We start from the raw sequence: 17,068 nt of genomic DNA on the forward strand, positions 1-17,068 counted from the left end.
GTAAACGTAAAGCACGCTGGGCTGCATGCACAATAGCCAGGTGTCCGCTGAGACCTGGTCCATCGCCGAGCTCGCCACGGAGTACGACGTCACGCTCCGAACCATCCGCTTCTACGAGGACCGCGGCCTCCTCACCCCAGAACGCCGCGGCACGGCCCGCGTCTACCACCCCCGCGACAAGGTCCGCCTGGGCCTCATCCTCCGCGGCAAACGACTCGGCTTCTCTCTCGACGAGATCGCGAAGATCGTCGACATGTACGACGCCGAACCCGGCGAGGAGGGCCAGCTGGTCTACCTCCTGGACCAGATCACCCACCGCCGCGCCGAACTCGAACAACGCCGCCGCGACATCGAAGAAACCCTCGCCGACCTCTCCGAAGTAGAAGCCCGCTGCCGCGCAGACCTCTCCGCCCTCAGATCGCCTCTTCGTAAGCCCTGAGCGTCTTCACGAACAACTCCCGCTCGGCATCGGTCAGCGGCTCCAGCGCTGTCCGCCAGGCTCGCGCACCCCGGGCCAGCCAGGCGTCGATGGAGGGGCGGTGGGAGTCGGCGAGCGAGACGATGGCGCGGCGGCGGTCAGTGGGGTCTTCGGCTCGGGTGAGGATCCCTTTGCGGGTGAGCTCGGTCACCATCAGGCTGACGGTGGCGGGCGTTACTTCCAGGCGTTCGGCCAGTTCGTTGACGCCCAGCGGGCCGTCGAAGAGCAGGTAGGCGAACAGGCTGAGGTGCCTGGGCGCGAGGTTCATGCCGGCCAGCTCCGCCGGGACCTTCAAGCGCTTGGTGCGGCCCACCATGCGGGGCATGAGCAGCAGGAGTGTGCGAATGCTGTCGTCGACGCTTGACATACCTTTGTCCTCAAAACTACTTTGCTTGCAAAGCTAAATTACTTCTCGAGCCAAAGGTATGCGCATGCTGCTCCAGCTCACCACCACCGGCGCGCGGTCCGGCGTACAGCGCACGGTCACCGTCGCATACGCCGAGGACGCCGGCCGCCTGCTCGTCTTCGCCAGCAACGCCGGCCGACCGCAGGCCCCTGCCTGGCTGCACAACCTCCGCGCCGACCCGCACGTCACCGTCGAGGTCAACGGCACCCGGTACGACGCCATAGCCGAGGAGCTCACAGGCTCCGAACGAGACCGCTTGTACGCGGAACAAGCCGAACGCGATCCGGCCTTCGCGGCGTACCAGGAGAACACGTCCCGCGTGATCCAGGTCGTCGCTCTCACCCCGGCCCGGGTCGGCGCGGCGACAGCACAACTCAAGGAGATCCACGCCGGCCTCCGCGAACAACTGACGACAACCCTCGCTGCGGTCGACGCCTATCTCGCCGGCGATGCGCCCGCGCCGAGCCGATTCCAGACGCTGCACCAGCACTGCCTCTCGTTCTGCAGTTCGCTGCACGCGCACCACTCACGTGAGGACGGCGTCTTCCCACGACTGGCCGCGAACTTCCCAGAACTCAAGCCGGCCCTCGACCGCCTGGCCCGCGAGCACACTGCAGTAGCCGCGCTCAACGAGCAGCTGACCGAAACCCTCGACCAACTCATCGCCGACCCAGCCCAGGCGCAGCACCTCCGCGCCACCCTCACCCAACTCGCTACGGACCTGGAGACGCACTACGCGTACGAAGAGGCCCGCCTAGGTCCAGCCCTGGACGCGGCTTAGTCGGTCTTGCGGCCGTAGAGCCAGTAGGCGATGGGGGCGGTGCCGAGTGAGTTGAAGAGGGTGAGCACCAGGGCCCACAGCGGCTTGGGGCCGCGGACCTGCGTGGCGGGGCGCCGGGCGAGGTCGGCCAGCGCGACGGCTTTCATCATGCCTTCGACGACGGCCGCGATCATGATCAGTCGCCGGTACCGCGGGTCCAGGTCGGCCCATCTCTTTCCGCTCACTCCACCACCATGCGCCCGCAGCATCAGACAGGCAAGCAGGCCGCGCTGTGGGTGAAGCGGCGGAGGGCGAGCGCCGCCAGGCGTGGGTCGGCGCCAAGCGGCGCGCTGACGAGATGGCCCCGGGCGTGCCGTCGGACGAGGCCCTCGAAGAAGCCGGGTGCCAGGAGGTACGTCGCGACCGCGACTCGGCCCGGCGTCCGGGCGAGGACGGCTGGGAGGCGTTCGCCGGCGCCGGAGAGGTAGCCGACTCGCACCGGTCGATCGATGCGGCGGGACAACAGCGCGGCGGTCTCCTCGCAGTCGAGCAACGCGCGGGCGTCGGAGGAGCCGGCCGCGGCCAGTACGACGTGGTCGATGCGGGACAGATCGCCGAGCCGATCGGCCAGGATCTCGGCGAGGACGGGATCGGGCCCGAGCGCCTCCGCCGCGTGCACCTGTCCCGGATAGCGCTCCACCTCGGCCGCGACGTCGACGTACACGTGGTAGCCGGAGCTGAGCAACAACGGCACCACGACGGCCTCGTTGCTATCAGCAACCACTCGGCGCATCAGCTCGGGTAGCGCCGGAAGGTTGAGATCCACGAATCCGAGCGAGATCGGGACGTCCGGCCGCTGCCGCGCCATCTCGCGCACGAGGTCGTGCACCACCCGGATCCCGCGCGGATCCGCCGTACCGTGGGCAACGGCAACCAGATCGGTCATGAAGGCACCCCCGCCGGCTCGACGGCGAGCCGGTAACCACGGCGGACCACTGTGCGGACCAATTCGGGGCGACCGACGGCCGTGCGGAGGCGGTTGACGGTGACCTCCACGGCATGGACGTCCTCGGCACCCGGCAACACCGCGAGCAACTCCGGCCGGGACACCACATCACCGCCCGCGGCAACGAGAGCAGCCAGCACTGCACGAGGCCCAGGACCGAGCGGGAGTACGACGCCGTCCAGCACCGCCGCGCCGCCGCGGATCACCAACTGCCCGAACGCCGTCTCGATGGACCGCGCGTTGTCGTCGGTCAGCCGATCGGTCACGATCCGGATCAACGCACCCAGCCGGAACCGATCCGGCACCAGCGGCTCCAGCCCCAACGCCACAAAGGGCCCCGCAGTCACCGGTCCGACGCACGCGTTCAGCACGCGCCCTGTCCGCAGCGTCGCCACCAACGCGTCGTACTGCCCGGTCAGCGCCGCCGCGTCAAGCATGGCCTGCGCACCCGGCGCCGACGTGTGAACGACGGCATCCACGGTGCCCGCACAAATCTGCGAGATCATCCGCTCGACGACAACCGGATCAGGCGCCGGTCCCCACCGATACACCTCCAGCCCGCGCACCGACGCTCCCGCCGTACGCAAGGCATCCTGCAACGCGGGATCCGACAGACCGTGCAGTTGTACGACGATCTTCCGGCCGTGCACGCCCTGGGTCCGTAACCACTCCACCACCTCGGCCGTCGTCTCCGACCGCGCCGACCAGTGCTCGACCAGCCCGGCTGCCCGGATCGCGCCGCGCGCCTTCGGGCCGCGGGCGAGGATCCTCGACTGCTCCAACGTGCTCAGCAGATCAGCGGCCAGCCCCGCGGTGTCGGCCGCCTCGACCCAGCCGCGGAACCCGACCGCGGTGGTGACCACGACATCGTCCGGCGGGTTCGCGATCACCCGCCGGGTGGCCTCGATCAGCGTGTGGTCGTCCGCGACCGGCACGATCTGCAGCGTCGGCGCATGCAGCACCTTCGCGCCGCGCCGCTCGAACGACGCGATCAGATCCTCGGCACGCCGATGCGCGGTGATCGCGATCGTGCAACCGCTGAGCGGCCCCTGCCTAGCCACCGTTGCCCACCACGACCTGACCGTCGACGACCTCGACCGGATACACCGGCAGCGAGACGTCCGGGTCGTCCAGGCACTCGCCCGTGCGTAGCGAGAAGACCTGCTTGAACATCGGCGACGCCACCGTCGGTACGTCGCCCCGGCTGCCGACGATGCCGCGCGACATCACGTTCGCCCCGCTGAACGGGTCCTGGTTGCCCAGGGCAAACACTTCGCCGTCGTGAGTGCGGAACAACGCGATCTGCACATCCCCGAGCAGGGCGGCGACACCACGCTCCGGCAGCAGGACGTCGTACTCACAGACCATCATCGGCGTACCTCCAATCGGGGGCCGGCCAGCAGGACCGGCTCGAGCTGCCCGCGTTCGGCCGGGCTGGCCGGGCGCGGCTGACTGCGCTCGACGACGTAGCGCAGGTCGGCGTCGGGCTGATCCGGCGCGTTCACGAACGACACGAACCGGGCCAGCTTCTGCGGGTCGTTCAGCGTCGCCTGCCACTCGTCGACGTACGAGTCGACATGGCGAGCCATCGCCGCGTCGAGATCGGCGGCGATACCGAGGCTGTCGTTGAGTACGACGTCGCGGACATGGTCGAGTCCACCCTCGAGCTCCCGGATCCACACCGCCGTACGCTGCAGCCGGTCGCCGGTGCGGATGTAGTACATGAGGAACCGGTCGATCGCTTGGAACAGCTCCTCATCGCTGAGATCGGACGCGAGCAGCTCCGCATGCCGGGGCGTCATCCCGCCGTTGCCGCCGACGTACACGTTCCAGCCCTTCTCGGTCGCGATCACGCCGACGTCCTTGCCGCGGGCTTCGGCGCATTCGCGCGCGCATCCGGACACGCCGAGCTTGAGCTTGTGCGGCGACCGCAGCCCGCGGTACCGCAACTCCAGCGCGATCGCCATGCCGACAGAGTCCTGTACGCCGTACCGGCACCAGGTGGATCCGACGCACGACTTCACCGTCCGCAGCGCCTTGCCGTACGCATGCCCTGACTCGAACCCGGCGTCGACCAGCCGCTTCCAGATCGCCGGCAACTGCTCGATGCGTGCGCCGAACAGATCGACACGCTGCCCGCCGGTGATCTTCGTGTACAGCCCGAAGTCGCGCGCCACCTCGCCGATCGTGATCAGACCCTCCGGCGTGATCTCACCGCCGGGGATGCGCGGTACGACGGAGTACGTGCCGTCCTTCTGCATGTTGGCCATCACGTGGTCGTTGGTGTCCTGCAGCGTCGCGCGCTCGCCCTCGAGGACGTGGCCGGCCGGGTCGAGGCTCGCCAAGATCGACGCCACCACGGGCTTGCAGATGTCGCAGCCGCGCCCGGTCCCGTGCCGCTCGACGATCTCGCTGAACGTCCGCAGCTCGGTGATCCGGACGACGTCGAACAGCTCCGCCCGGCTCAGCGCGAAGTGCTCGCACAGCGCCTTGCTGACCTCGACACCGGCCTTGGTGAGCTCGGCGTTGAGCAGGTTCTTCACAACCGGCAGGCACGAACCACAGCTGGTTCCCGCCTTGGTCCTCCCGCAGACCGACTTGATGTCGCCGCAGCCTTCATCGCGTACGGCGCACCGGATCGTCCCCGCCGACACGTTGTTGCACGAGCACACCGGCGCGTCGTCCGGTAGCTCGAGCTGGACCGGCGCGGCACCTTCCGGCAGCAGGAACGCGGCCGGGTCCGCACCGAGCTCGCGGCCGACCATCGGGCGCAGTCCGGAGTACGCCGAGGCGTCGCCGACCAGGATGCCGCCGAGCAGCGTCCGCGCGTCGTCGGACAGCACGAGCTTCTTGTAGACGCCGGCCACCGGATCGGCGTACACGATGTCGAGTGCGCCCTCGGTCGCGCCGAACGCATCGCCGAAGCTCGCGACGTCGACGCCGAGTAGCTTCAGTTTGGTCGACGTGTCCGCGCCGGGGAACGTTGCCTCGCCACCTAGTAGGCGGTCGGCAACGATCTCGGCCATGGTGTAGCCGGGGGCAATCAATCCCCACACGCGGCCTTCGATACAAGCTACTTCGCCGATCGCCCACACGCCGGGCACCGACGTACGGCAGGCCTCGTCCACGACGACGCCGCCGCGCTCGCCGATCTCCAGACCGGCCTCGCGACCGAGCTCATCGCGCGGACGGACACCGGTCGCGAACACCACGACGTCAGCCGGCAGGTCGGGGCCGTCAGCAACGGCCATCGCCCGCGCCGCACCTTGCGGGGTGAGCTTGACGCGCTGGCACTGAGTTGCCGTCAGTACTTCGACGTCGAGCCCCTCGATCAACCGCGACAGCGCGGAACCGCCGCCCTCGTCGACCTGCAACGGCATCAGCCGCGGCGCGAACTCGACGACCTTCGTCGCCGCATCCAGCGCCCGCAGTGCACCGGCCGCCTCCAGGCCGAGCAGACCGCCGCCGACGACGACACCGTTGACCTTCTTGCCTTCCGACTTCAGGCGTTCGACGTACACGCGCAGTGCGGCGACGTCGTCGATGGTCCGGTAGACGAAGCAGCCTTGCGCGTCGTTGTTCTTCACGGGCGGGATGAACGCCGCGGACCCGGTCGCCAGGACCAGTTCGTCGTACCCGACCTCCTCGCCGCGCGCCGTCGTCACGGTCTTCGCCGTCGTGTCGATCGAGGTGATCCGGACGCCCTTGCGAAGGTTCACCGCCGGGTCGTCCCACAGGTCAGGGTCGCCGAGGGACAGGTCTTGCGGGTCGCGGCCGGAGAAGTAGCTGGTCAGCGCGACCCGGTCGTACGGGAGCCGTGGCTCCTCGGCGAACACCGTGATGCGATAGGTGATGTCGGTGTCGCGTTGCCGCAGCGCCTCGACCAGCCGGTGCGCGACCATGCCGCCGCCTACCACCACAACGTGCTTGGCCTTCTTCAGCTCTGCCATCGTCGCCCTCCTGCTCGGGACTGGTTCGGTCTCGCCGCGCCGGAAGCGGTCGAGCAGTTCGCCGACGGCGCCGGTGCAACTCCCGCACCCGGTCGTCGCCCGCGTCGTGGCGGCGATGCCGTCGACACTGTCGGCACCTCCATGCCAGGCCGCCTCGATCGCGGCCCTGGTAACCCCGTTGCACCGACAGACCGCCGGCACCCTCTTGGTCGGTACTTCGGTTGCCGTGAGCAACCCCTCCGCAACAACCGGCGTCCCCCGATCCGCCAGCAGTACCAGTTCCGCCGCCACCTCAGGCGCCCCCACCACCACCGCCGAACGCACGACGCCGTCCCGCAGGACGGCCCGCACATACCTGCTGCCGTCCTCCAGCCGCACAACCTCGCCGGTCTCGTCCTTGTCGCCTAGCACAAGCACGTCAAGCCCACCCGCGGTCAGCCGCACGACCTCGTAGTCGGGCAGCTCCGTCGTCTCTCCCGAGAAGCGCCGGGACAGGGCTTCGGCGTGCGACCACGCGGACGCGACCGTGCCGGTCAGGCGGCCTTCGACCTCGGCGCAGTCACCGATTGCGTGAATGCTTGGGTCGTCGGGGCTCGTGAGCGTGTGGTCGACGACAATGCCGGTGCGGACTGTAAGCCCCGTAGCCAGCTCGGTCCGCGGTTGCACGCCGCACGCGACCACGAGCAAGTCGCCGAATACCTGCCGCCCACTGCGCAACTTCAACGCCCGGAAGCGCCCGTCCCGAATGTCGGTCCCGTCGAGCGTGGTGTTGAGCAGTACTTCGACACCCAAATCCCGCACTGCCCGCGTGACCCGCCGCCCAGCAGACGCCCGGATCGTCTTGTCCAACAGCGTTTGCCCGTCGTGCACCAGCGTCACGGCAACCCCGCGCTCCCGCAGCGCACAAGCAGTCTCGACGCCAAGCACACCACCACCGAGTACAACCGCCCGCCTCACCGAGCCCGCCGCCTCCACGACTGCCCGCGCATCATCCACCGACCGCAGCGTCTGCACTCCATCCGCTGCGACAACCTCACCAGGGACCGTCGGCACTGCCCCGGTCGCGAACACCAGTCGGTCGTAACCCCATTCGCGCCCAGTGGCATCGCGCACCACGCGGCGGTCCCGGTCCGCCGCCACGGCGGTAGCCATCGGTTCATCGCCCATCAGCGGCTCAGCGCGGCCGGCGACGTACTCGGTCAGCCTGCTCCGGTTGTACGACGGCTCGTCGCCTAGCACCGTCACGTCGTACGACGGCAACAGCTCGGCCAACCGGCGCCCGGCCATGCCGCCGCCGATGATCACAACCTTCATGCCGACACTCCCGTCACCGGTAGAACGGCGGCGGTGACTTCGACGGCACACGCCTTGAACTCGGGCATCCCCGACACCGGATCGAGCACATCGTTGGTCAGCTCGTTGACAGCCTCGACCCCACCGAAATGGAACGGCACGAACACCGTGTCCGGCCGTACGTCGGTCGTCACGCGCGCCGGCAACACCATCGACCCGCGCGCCGTACGCAACCGCACCGGCCGCCCGTCGCCGATCCCCAGCTGCGCTGCCACCCGCGGATGAAGCTCCGCGAACACCTCCGGCTCCGCCTCAGCCAACTCCGGCACACGCCGCGTCTGCGCGCCGCTCTGGTAGTGCTGCAACAGGCGCCCAGTCACCAAGTACAGCGGAGATTCCGCGTTGAGATCATCCGCCACCGGCCGATGATCGACAGCCACCACCCGCGCCCGCCCGTCCGGCGTGGGGAACCCGTCCGCGAACAATCGCGGCGTACCAGGATGCCCTTCGTGTGGCACCGGCCAGAACAACTCCTCGCCCGCGTCCAACCGCTCCCACGTGATCCCCGAATAGTCGGCCCGCCCACCGGCACTCGCCCGCCGAAGCTCCTCGAAGACCTCAGCCGGATCGGTCGAAAACCCTTTACTACCGAGCCTTTCGGCCAAACCGGCGAAAACCGCGAGATCGCTCCGCACTTCACCAGGAGGCGCTACGGCGGTACGCCGCCGCAGTACCCGTCCCTCGAGCGACGTCATCGTGCCGTCCTCTTCGGCCCACTGCGTCACCGGAAACACCACATCCGCCAGCAGCGCGGTCTCGGACGGGACTACGTCCGTCACGACCAATAGCTCTAGTGAAGCGAGCCGCTCGCGCACGGAGGCGAGGTTCGGCGCCGACACCAGCAAGTTGCTCCCGTGAACCATCAAGGCCTTGGGCCCGTCCGGTTGCCCGAGCGAGTTGATCAGTTCAACCGCGCTCTTCCCGGGGCCGGGCAGGTCCTCCACACCCCAGACCCGCATCAGGTGCGCACGAGCCGCCGGGTCGGAGATGCTCCGATAACCAGGGAGCTGATCCGCCTTCTGCCCGTGCTCGCGACCGCCCTGCCCGTTCCCCTGCCCCGTGATGCACCCGTACCCGCTTCCCAACCGCCCAGGAAGCCCGAGCGCCAGCGCGAGGTTGATACAAGCAGTCACCGTGTCAGTGCCTTTGCTGTGCTGCTCGGCCCCGCGCCCGGTCAGGATGAACGCACCCGCGCCACCATGAACCGGAGCCGCCGCTGCCAGCACCCGCGCGGCCCGGCGGATCGTCGCGGCAGGCACACCAGTCACCCGCTCAGCCCGCTCCGGCCACCACGACGCCGTGGAGCGAATCAGCAGGTCCGGATCGTCGACCCGCTCGGCCAAGTAGGCCGTGTCCGCAAGGCCTTCCTGCAGCACCACGTGTGTCAGAGCGAGCACCAAGGCGAGGTCCGTGCCAGGTGTGGCTTGCAGGTGGATGCCGCCGTCGTCCGCGGTGAGTCCGGCGGTGGCCGAGAGGCGCGGGTCGACGACCAGAAGCCCACCCGCGTCCCTCGCCCCTTGCAGCTGTGCGACCGCCGGCGGCATCGTCTCCGCGATGTTGCTGCCGACCAGCAGGATCGCGCCGGCACCGCCCAGATCCGCCAGCGGGAACGGCAGCCCCCGGTCGATCCCGAACGCCCGGTTCGTCGCGGCTGCCGCCGACGACATACAGAACCGGCCGTTGTAGTCCACATTCGCCGTCTTCAACGCCACCCGCGCGAACTTCCCCAGCGCGTATGCCTTCTCGTTCGTCAGCCCGCCGCCGCCGAACACCGCCACCGCGTCCCGGCCGTGCGTGTCCTGCAGCGACTGGATGCGTGAGGCAACGAAATCCAGCGCGGTGTCCCAGCTCGTCTCCACCAGTTCGCCCGCGGCGTTGCGGATCAGCGGCGTGGTGAGCCGATCCGGCACCGTGAGTACGTCGGGAGCCGTCCAGCCCTTGCGGCACAGCCCGCCTCGGCCGGCGGGGCGCACCTCCACGGCACCCGGTCGCGCGACCGGGTGCAGCGTGGTGGCGCACTGCAGAGCGCAGTACGGACAGTGAGTAAGGACAGAGCTCACACGCGCTCCTGGCTGAGCGGTCCGCCCTTGCGGAGGTAGCAGAAGTACGTCACCGCCAGGCACAGCACGTAGAACCCGCAGAACACGTACAGCGCCGGGATCAGCGAGCCGAAGTGACTCGTCGACATCGCGAACCCGCGCGGCACCAGGAACCCGCCGTACGCACCGACCGCCGACGCGATCCCGATACAGGCCGCCGCCTCACGCCGCGCCCGGCCCGGGTCGCCCGGCGTCGTCAGCCGGAACACGGCCGGGATCATCCGGTACGTCGACCCGTTGGCCGCGCCGCTCGCCACGAACAGGACGAGGAAGCTGATCAGGAACGCCGCGAAGCTGCCGGACTTCACCGACACGATCGCCGCCAGGATGCCGAGCCCCATCACCACGAACGAGCAGACCGTGATCCACGCGCCGCCGATCCGGTCGGCCAGCTTGCCGCCGAACGGCCGCGCCACCGACCCGACCAGCGCGCCGAGGAACGCGAAGTGCGCCGGCGTGATGTCCGGGAACGTGGTCTTGATCAGCAGCGGGAACGCCGCCCCGAAGCCGATGAACGACCCGAACGTGCCGATGTACAGGAACGAGATCACCCAGGTGTGCGGCCGCTTCGCCGCGGCGATCGACGTACGGAACGAGGAGTTCGCCACCGAGAGGTTGGCCATCACCTTCCACGCCCAGAACGCGGCCAGCACGATCAGCGGCAGCCACATCAGCCCGGCCCGGTTCAGCGACAGCCCCGCGCCGGCGACGATCACGATCGGCACCAGGAGCTGGACGACGGCGACGCCGAGGTTGCCGCCGGCCGCGTTGATGCCGAGCGCGAAGCCCTTCTCCTTCTCGGGGTAGAAGAACGAGATGTTGGTCATGCTGCTGGCGAAGTTGCCGCCGCCGACACCCGCGGTCGCCGCGACCAACGCCATCAGCCAGAACGGTGTGTCCGGCCGGGTCATGAAGTAGGACAGCCCCGCGGTCGGGATCAGCAGGAGCAGCGCCGAGAACACCGTCCAGTTCCGCCCGCCGAACCGCGGTACGGCGAACGTGTACGGCAACCGCAGCGTCGCGCCGACCAGACTCGGCAGCGCGACCAGCCAGAACAGCTGGTTGGTGTCGTAACTGAATCCGGCCCTAGGCATCGACACGACGACGATGCTCCACAGCTGCCAGACGGAGAAGCCGAGGAACTCGGCGAAGATCGAGGGCCACAGGTTGCGCCGCGCGATCGCACGGCCCTTCCCGGCCCAGAACATGGCGTCCTCGGGATCCCAGACGTCGATCCAGCGTCCGCGCCGCGGCGCCTCGACGGTCCCCACGGTGCCCACGGTGCCGTGGGCGTCCCTGGTGGTGACGGTCTTCGGTCCTGCCTCGAGCGTCATCGCAAGTCTCCGATCATCCGACCTCATCGATTAGGCCTGGACGTTATGACCGGGGTGTTTCCGCGTAGTCATCTTGTTGTTACGCCGCCGAAACGGCTCCCGCACACCCACTGCGGGGTGGTGAGAGATCGCGGGTACTGTGCCGACGTGAACCGGTGGACGTGGCGAGCGGCGATTGCCGCAGTACTGATCGGCTGGCTGGTGCTGGGCGCCCTGGGCGGACCGGCGGTCGGAAAGCTGAGTGAGGTCCAGCAGAACGACAACGCGAACTTCCTGCCGAAGCAGGCCGAGTCGACGTTGGTGGCCAACGAGTCGGCGAAGTTCGTCGACTCCAAGGCGCTGCCGTACTTCGTCCTGATCGAGCGTGAATCGGGGATCACCGCGGCGGACCTGGACGCGGCCAAGGCGTTCATCGCGCGGATCCCTTCGCTGGATATCGGTAACGGCAAGAAGCTGGGTTCCTATCTGACTGCTCCGGTTGCCGCTCCGATCCCGTCGGAGGATCACAAGGCGCTCCTGATCACCGTCCAGACGGACGGCGACCGCGCCGACGAGGTGGTCAAGCAGGGCACCACCGTGCTGTTCGCGGTCGCCGACACGCTGCGGACCGACATCAAGCAGAACCTCACACCGACTGGCCTGCAGGTGTACGTGACCGGCCCCGGCGGGGTATTCGCGGACTTCGTGGTCGCGTTCAGCGGGATCGACGGGATCCTGCTCGGGGTCGCGCTCGCGGTCGTGTTCGTGATCCTGCTGATCGTCTACCGCAGTCCGATCCTGCCGATCGCGGTCCTGCTGACCGCGGTCTTCGGCCTCGCGCTGGCCGCGCTGGTGGTGTACCCCCTGGCGAAGAACGGCGTACTCCAGCTGAACGGTCAGAGCCAGGGCATCCTGTTCATCCTGGTCGTCGGAGCCTCGACCGACTACTCGCTGCTACTCGTCTCTCGTTACAAGGAGGAGTTGCACGACTACGAGAGCAAGTTCGAGGCGATGCGGGTCGCCTGGCGAGCGTCGATCGAGCCGATCGCGGCCAGCGCGGCGACGGTCATCCTCGGTCTGCTGTGCCTGCTGCTTTCCCAGCTCGGCAGCACGAAGGGTCTCGGCCCCGTCGGCGCGTTCGGGATCGCCGGCGCGTTCGTCGCGGCGATGACGTTCCTGCCCGCGATCCTGCTCGCGTTCGGCCGGCGGATCTTCTGGCCGTCGATCCCGCGCGTCGACCACGTCCACTCCCGCGACCAGGTCGGCGGCAAGCGCCTCTGGGGCCGGATCTCCGGGCTCGTCGGGCGGCACTCCCGCCGGGTCTGGGTGATCAGCGCGCTCGCCTTGCTCGCGTGTGCGGCGTTCCTCCCGACGTTCAAGGCGAGCGGGACCTCGCAGGAGGACCTGTTCCTCAACACGGTCGAGTCGGTTACCGGGCAGAAGGAGTTGGCCAAGCACTTCGACGCGGGCGCCGGTACGCCGGTGCAGATCCTGACCCCGGTCGCGCAGGCGGACCAGGTGGTTGCGACCGCGTTGAAGGTCGACGGTATCGGCGCGGCATCCGCTTCAGTCGCTCCCGGCGTACCGCCGAAGGTCGTCGACGGCAAGGTGCTGGTCCAGGCCACGCTCAAGGTGCCGGCCGACTCACCCGAGGCGACGCAGGTCGTGAAGCATCTGCGGTCCTCGCTCGACGCGGTCAGTCCGGACATCCTGGTGGGCGGCAACACCGCGATCAACCTCGACGTACTGGACGCCGCGCAGCGGGATCTTCGCGTCATCATCCCGACCATCCTCGCGGTGATCTTCGTCGTACTGATGCTGCTGCTGCGATCGCTCGTGGCCGCCGTACTGCTGGTGATCGCGAACGTGCTCTCCTTCGGCGCGACGCTCGGCGTCAGCGCACTGATGTTCAACCACGTCTTCGGGTTCCCCGGCGCGGATCCCGGTATCCCGCTCTACGCCTTCGTCTTCCTAGTTGCCCTAGGCATCGACTACTCGATCTTCCTGATGACCCGCGTCCGCGAGGAATCCCAGGAACACGGCACCAGACCGGGCATCCTCGTCGGCCTGGCCGTCACGGGCGGCGTCATCACCTCCGCCGGCGTAGTCCTGGCCGCCACCTTCTCCGCCCTCGCCGTCCTCCCCATCCTCTTCCTGGCCCAAATAGCCTTCATGGTCGCCTTCGGCGTCCTCCTCGACACCACTGTCGTCCGCTCCCTCCTCGTCCCCTCCCTGGCCCACGACATAGGCCCCCGAGTCTGGTGGCCCAGCAAACTATCCAAAGAAACAAAGGAAGATTCGGAGTAGCGGCCGGCTCCGCTGACCAGCCGGAGCATGCTTGCCCGGTCATCAGTTCATCAACGTACGCAGGGTCTCGGTCACGGTCTGCAGATCGTCGTCTCTGACGTACGTCGACAACGCCGTGACGTCGGCGCACTTCCCAGACTGGCGGCGCTCTTCACGACGTTGTCCTGCCCTGAGTCGAGCACGACACCTCTGCCGCCACAGCAGCATCCTTCGACACGACGACCATCTGGTACCCGCGGTAGTCGCTAACGACGCAGCGGTTGCCGATAGGCGGGGCGGCGCTTCGCCAGCCGCTTGTGGCGCGAAGCCGCATGGTCATCCCGTACCGACAGTGGGCAGACCCTGCTCCAGCCGTTACAGCGACTCCCATCAAATAGCCGACACCCTGCGACTGGATCGACCAGCCCGGGACCGCGACCGACGCACCCGCATTCGCGTTGTAAATTTCGACACGACGAACCATCTGGTACCCGCGGTAGTCGCTGACGACGCAGCGGTCGCCGATAGCGGGGATGCGCTTCGCCAGCCGCTTGCGGCGTGAAGCCGCATGGTCATCCCGTACCGATAGTGGGCAGACTCTGCTTCAGCCGCTACAGCGACTCCCATCAAGGAGCCGACACACTGCGACTGTATCGACCAGCCGGGGACCGCGACCGGCGTACCCGCATTCGCGTTGTAAATAACGGCTTTCGCGGCTGGTTCGATTTGGCCGCGGAGCGTCGAACAGCTAGAATCGAACACATGTTCGACACTGATCTGAGTGAGCTCTCCACGGCCGACCTGCTGGAGTCGGCCGCCGAGCACCGCGCGATCGCCAACCGGGCCGACGCGCGACTGCTCGAGCACGCCCAGATCTACGCCGACCGGTTCCACCCATCGGTCTGCGGCATCCGGCCTGGTCGCCGGTCGGCTGACGGACGCGAGCGCGCCGTGGTACTGGGCGGCGACGGCTGCCCGGAGATCGCCGAGTTCGCCATCGCCGAATTCGGCGTCATGCTCGCGATCTCGCCGATGGTGGCACGCCAGTTCCTCGGCGAAGCGTTGGCCTTGCGGCACCGGTTCCCGTTCACCTGGGCCCGCGTACTCGCTGGCGACGCCACCCCTGGAAAGCCCGCCAACTCGCCACGCAGTGCCTGAAACTGTCCGAAGACGCCGCCCGGTACGTCGATCGTCGCGTCGCACCCCTGATCGACTCCATCACGCCGTACCGCCTGGACAAGATCATCCGCGCCGCCAAACTCCACGCCGACCCCGACCTGGCCCGCGACGAGGCCGCCGAGGCCGCCCAAGAGCGCGGTGTCTTCGTCGGCCGCAGCGACCACCACGGCAACAAAACCATCTACGCCAAGGCCCCGGCCGGCGCGGTGATCCGCCACGACGCGACCATCGCCGCGATCGCCGAGGCCCTCAAGACCTTCGGCGACACCCGCCAAGTACAGCACCGCCGCGCCGACGCCATCGGCATCATCGCCGACCCCCGCTTCACCCAAGAACTCCTCAACCAAGCCCGCAACCACCCCACCCCCACAACCACGTCCGCAAACCCGTCCACAACGACGTCCACAACGACGTCCGCAGCCAAGTCCACGACCACCGCCGCCTCCCCCGCCCACACCACAGGCTCGGCTTCAAGCCCCGCCCGACCGCCGGCGAACACGACAACCTCCGAAGCAGCCCCTGGCCCGCGCCGCGTGAAAGCAGCCTCGCAATCAGCCGCCGGCACACGATCCCCCGCGACAGGCCACAGCGCGCCCACCCCCCGCGACACGACGACGGGCCCCAGCGCATCCGGCCCACGCGAGACGGCGACAGGCCGCAATGCGTCCAGCCCACGCGATACCGCGACAGGCCACAACGCATCCAGCCCACGCGACACCGCGACCGGCCCCAACGCGCCCACCCCACGCGATACCGCGACAGGCTCCAGTGCGTCCGCCCCCGCGATATGGCGCCGGGTCGCAACCCGCTCGGCCCACGCGACCGCTCGAACGACACACCGTGCACATCGGCAGACCCGGCGCGCGCTGGTTCGACGGCGCACCCGGCAAGCCCGCCGTACGGCGGCCCACGCAACCGCACGAGCGACTCACCGTGCACGTCAGCACACCCGACCCGCAATGACACCACGGCCGACCCGGCAAGCTCGGCGTACGAACGCCGGCGGGCCGTTGATGCCAACCTGGCTGATCCCATCGAACTGCGGGAAGCTCCGCCGGACGACGATGTCGGGCCATATGATCCCGATCCGCCGAGCGATCCATTCGACACTCGGCCGATGGGCTACGTACCCGGGCCACGGACCGAACCCGACCACGGCGTACCGATGGACGGTGCCGACCGGCGGGCACTCGACGCACGCCTCGCACAGATCAAACACGACGCCCACACCAACCCCACCAGCGCCAGCGGACAGGTGCGCCCGGGACAGACCGAGGTCTACGTCCACCTCACCGACCTCACCCTGGCCACCGGCACCGGCGTCCTCCGCGCCGAGGGCATCGGCCCACTCCTCGCCGACCAACTCACCGAACTCATCGGCCACGCGCCCTACACCGTCAAACCCATCATCGACCTCAACAACGCCATCAGCGCCGACGCCTACGAAGTCCCCACCCGCATCCGCGAACGCATACGCCTCACCTACCCCGTCGAACTCTTCCCCTACGGCACCCGCGAAACCCACCACACCATCGACCTCGACCACATCCAGTCCTACAACCCCCACGGCCCCACCGGCCAAACCAACACCCGCAACCTCGCCCCGCTCAGCCGCTTCGGCCACCGGGTAAAGACGCACGCCCGCGGCTGGACCGTCCGCCGCGTCAACACCAAAACCCTGGAATGGACCACACCCCACGGCTTCACCTTCCACGTCGACCCCACCGGAACCCACCGCCTGCCCAACTCCCCACCGGCCAGCTGATCTGGAGACGACCGAGTCTGAGCGAGGCCGGCACCCCGGTACGGCGCGGCGCAATGAGTGATCTCGCGCCGTTCCCGGGTACGACGACTCGCGCGGATCGAGCATGACCAGACCCGAGTCGGCGTCGTCAAGCAACTTGTAGAACGTGCGCAGCCAGGCCGCCTGCTCCGGCGTGAACTCCGGACCGGCAACGGCGGGCCGGAGGGTACGCCGACACGAACGCCCGCTGCGTCGAGGCGATCGCGAGCCGTTGTGCCGCCGCCCGAAGTGCACCACCACCCCACCGAACGCCACCACCCCCAGCCGGGCAGGTCGACGGTACTGCCGCAGCCGAGAACGGTGCACCCGGGCGCCGACCTCCACCCACCGCGCACCCCAGGCGCCGTCGTCCGCCCACGGTGCAGCCAGACGTCGTCGTCCTACCCACCACGCGACCCAGACACAGTCGTCTCACCCATCACGCACCAGCCTCT

Annotated in this window: 15 protein-coding genes; 6 read left to right on the top strand and 9 right to left on the bottom strand. The window is 68.7% G+C overall.

Annotated elements, in window-relative coordinates; all coding sequences use genetic code 11:
• The first annotated feature begins 40 nt into the window (after window positions 1–40).
• The gene (locus EV653_RS19970) at window positions 41–439 is read left to right on the top strand and encodes a MerR family transcriptional regulator (RefSeq protein ID WP_238159907.1); all 399 of its coding nucleotides are present in this window, start codon (window positions 41–43) and stop codon (window positions 437–439) included.
• On the opposite strand, the gene EV653_RS19975 is transcribed toward EV653_RS19970, so the two are convergent.
• Window positions 414–845, bottom strand: a complete 432-nt coding sequence (locus EV653_RS19975; RefSeq protein WP_134105250.1) for a MarR family winged helix-turn-helix transcriptional regulator — start codon at window positions 843–845, stop codon at window positions 414–416. The two genes, EV653_RS19970 and EV653_RS19975, sit on opposite strands and share 26 nt — an antisense overlap.
• Before the next feature lie 58 nt (window positions 846–903).
• On the opposite strand from EV653_RS19975, the gene EV653_RS19980 reads away from it, so the two are divergent.
• Window positions 904–1,665 carry a nitroreductase/quinone reductase family protein gene (locus EV653_RS19980; protein ID WP_134105251.1) on the top strand — a complete coding sequence of 254 codons (762 nt, stop codon included), beginning with the start codon at window positions 904–906 and terminating at the stop codon, window positions 1,663–1,665.
• Here EV653_RS19980 and EV653_RS19985 read toward each other — a convergent pair.
• Genes EV653_RS19985 through EV653_RS20015 form a run of 7 tightly spaced genes read right to left on the bottom strand, consistent with a single transcriptional unit; the run spans window position 1,662 to window position 11,386 of the window.
• On the bottom strand, window positions 1,662–1,889 hold the full coding sequence (locus EV653_RS19985; protein ID WP_134105252.1) for a hypothetical protein: 228 nt from the start codon (window positions 1,887–1,889) through the stop codon (window positions 1,662–1,664). The two genes, EV653_RS19980 and EV653_RS19985, sit on opposite strands and share 4 nt — an antisense overlap.
• A gap of 23 nt (window positions 1,890–1,912) precedes the next feature.
• Window positions 1,913–2,590 carry a sirohydrochlorin chelatase gene (locus EV653_RS19990; RefSeq protein WP_134105253.1) on the bottom strand — a complete coding sequence of 226 codons (678 nt, stop codon included), beginning with the start codon at window positions 2,588–2,590 and terminating at the stop codon, window positions 1,913–1,915.
• Window positions 2,587–3,711: a uroporphyrinogen-III synthase gene (locus EV653_RS19995; protein ID WP_134105254.1), complete on the bottom strand. Its 1,125-nt coding sequence runs from the start codon at window positions 3,709–3,711 to the stop codon at window positions 2,587–2,589. Before EV653_RS19995 ends, EV653_RS19990 begins: the two co-directional genes overlap by 4 nt.
• The gene (gene nirD / locus EV653_RS20000; protein ID WP_134105255.1) at window positions 3,704–4,021 is read right to left on the bottom strand and encodes a nitrite reductase small subunit NirD; all 318 of its coding nucleotides are present in this window, start codon (window positions 4,019–4,021) and stop codon (window positions 3,704–3,706) included. Before nirD ends, EV653_RS19995 begins: the two co-directional genes overlap by 8 nt.
• Window positions 4,018–7,914 carry a nitrite reductase large subunit NirB gene (gene nirB / locus EV653_RS20005; RefSeq protein ID WP_134105256.1) on the bottom strand — a complete coding sequence of 1,299 codons (3,897 nt, stop codon included), beginning with the start codon at window positions 7,912–7,914 and terminating at the stop codon, window positions 4,018–4,020. The genes nirD and nirB overlap by 4 nt, the downstream gene beginning before the upstream one ends.
• A complete protein-coding gene (locus tag EV653_RS20010; RefSeq protein ID WP_134105257.1) occupies window positions 7,911–10,013 on the bottom strand; it encodes a molybdopterin oxidoreductase family protein in 2,103 nt (700 codons plus the stop codon). Before EV653_RS20010 ends, nirB begins: the two co-directional genes overlap by 4 nt.
• Window positions 10,010–11,386 carry an MFS transporter gene (locus EV653_RS20015; protein WP_134105258.1) on the bottom strand — a complete coding sequence of 459 codons (1,377 nt, stop codon included), beginning with the start codon at window positions 11,384–11,386 and terminating at the stop codon, window positions 10,010–10,012. The genes EV653_RS20010 and EV653_RS20015 overlap by 4 nt, the downstream gene beginning before the upstream one ends.
• A gap of 147 nt (window positions 11,387–11,533) precedes the next feature.
• Between EV653_RS20015 and EV653_RS20020 the strand changes: the two genes are divergently transcribed.
• Window positions 11,534–13,672, top strand: coding sequence for an MMPL family transporter (locus tag EV653_RS20020; protein WP_238159908.1), 2,139 nt, complete (start codon window positions 11,534–11,536; stop codon window positions 13,670–13,672).
• 741 nt (window positions 13,673–14,413) lie between these two features.
• Window positions 14,414–14,809, top strand: coding sequence for a hypothetical protein (locus tag EV653_RS20025; RefSeq protein ID WP_134105260.1), 396 nt, complete (start codon window positions 14,414–14,416; stop codon window positions 14,807–14,809).
• A 202-nt stretch (window positions 14,810–15,011) separates the two neighbouring features.
• On the opposite strand, the gene EV653_RS41240 is transcribed toward EV653_RS20025, so the two are convergent.
• On the bottom strand, window positions 15,012–15,158 hold the full coding sequence (locus EV653_RS41240; RefSeq protein WP_166679498.1) for a hypothetical protein: 147 nt from the start codon (window positions 15,156–15,158) through the stop codon (window positions 15,012–15,014).
• A 512-nt stretch (window positions 15,159–15,670) separates the two neighbouring features.
• On the opposite strand from EV653_RS41240, the gene EV653_RS42515 reads away from it, so the two are divergent.
• A complete protein-coding gene (locus EV653_RS42515; RefSeq protein ID WP_255510859.1) occupies window positions 15,671–15,793 on the top strand; it encodes a hypothetical protein in 123 nt (40 codons plus the stop codon).
• A 202-nt stretch (window positions 15,794–15,995) separates the two neighbouring features.
• Window positions 15,996–16,595, top strand: coding sequence for a hypothetical protein (locus EV653_RS20030; RefSeq protein WP_134105261.1), 600 nt, complete (start codon window positions 15,996–15,998; stop codon window positions 16,593–16,595).
• Window positions 16,596–17,068: the final 473 nt, after the last annotated feature.

Origin of the sequence: Kribbella pratensis (assembly GCF_004365355.1) — a bacterium.
Lineage (GTDB): Bacteria > Actinomycetota > Actinomycetes > Propionibacteriales > Kribbellaceae > Kribbella.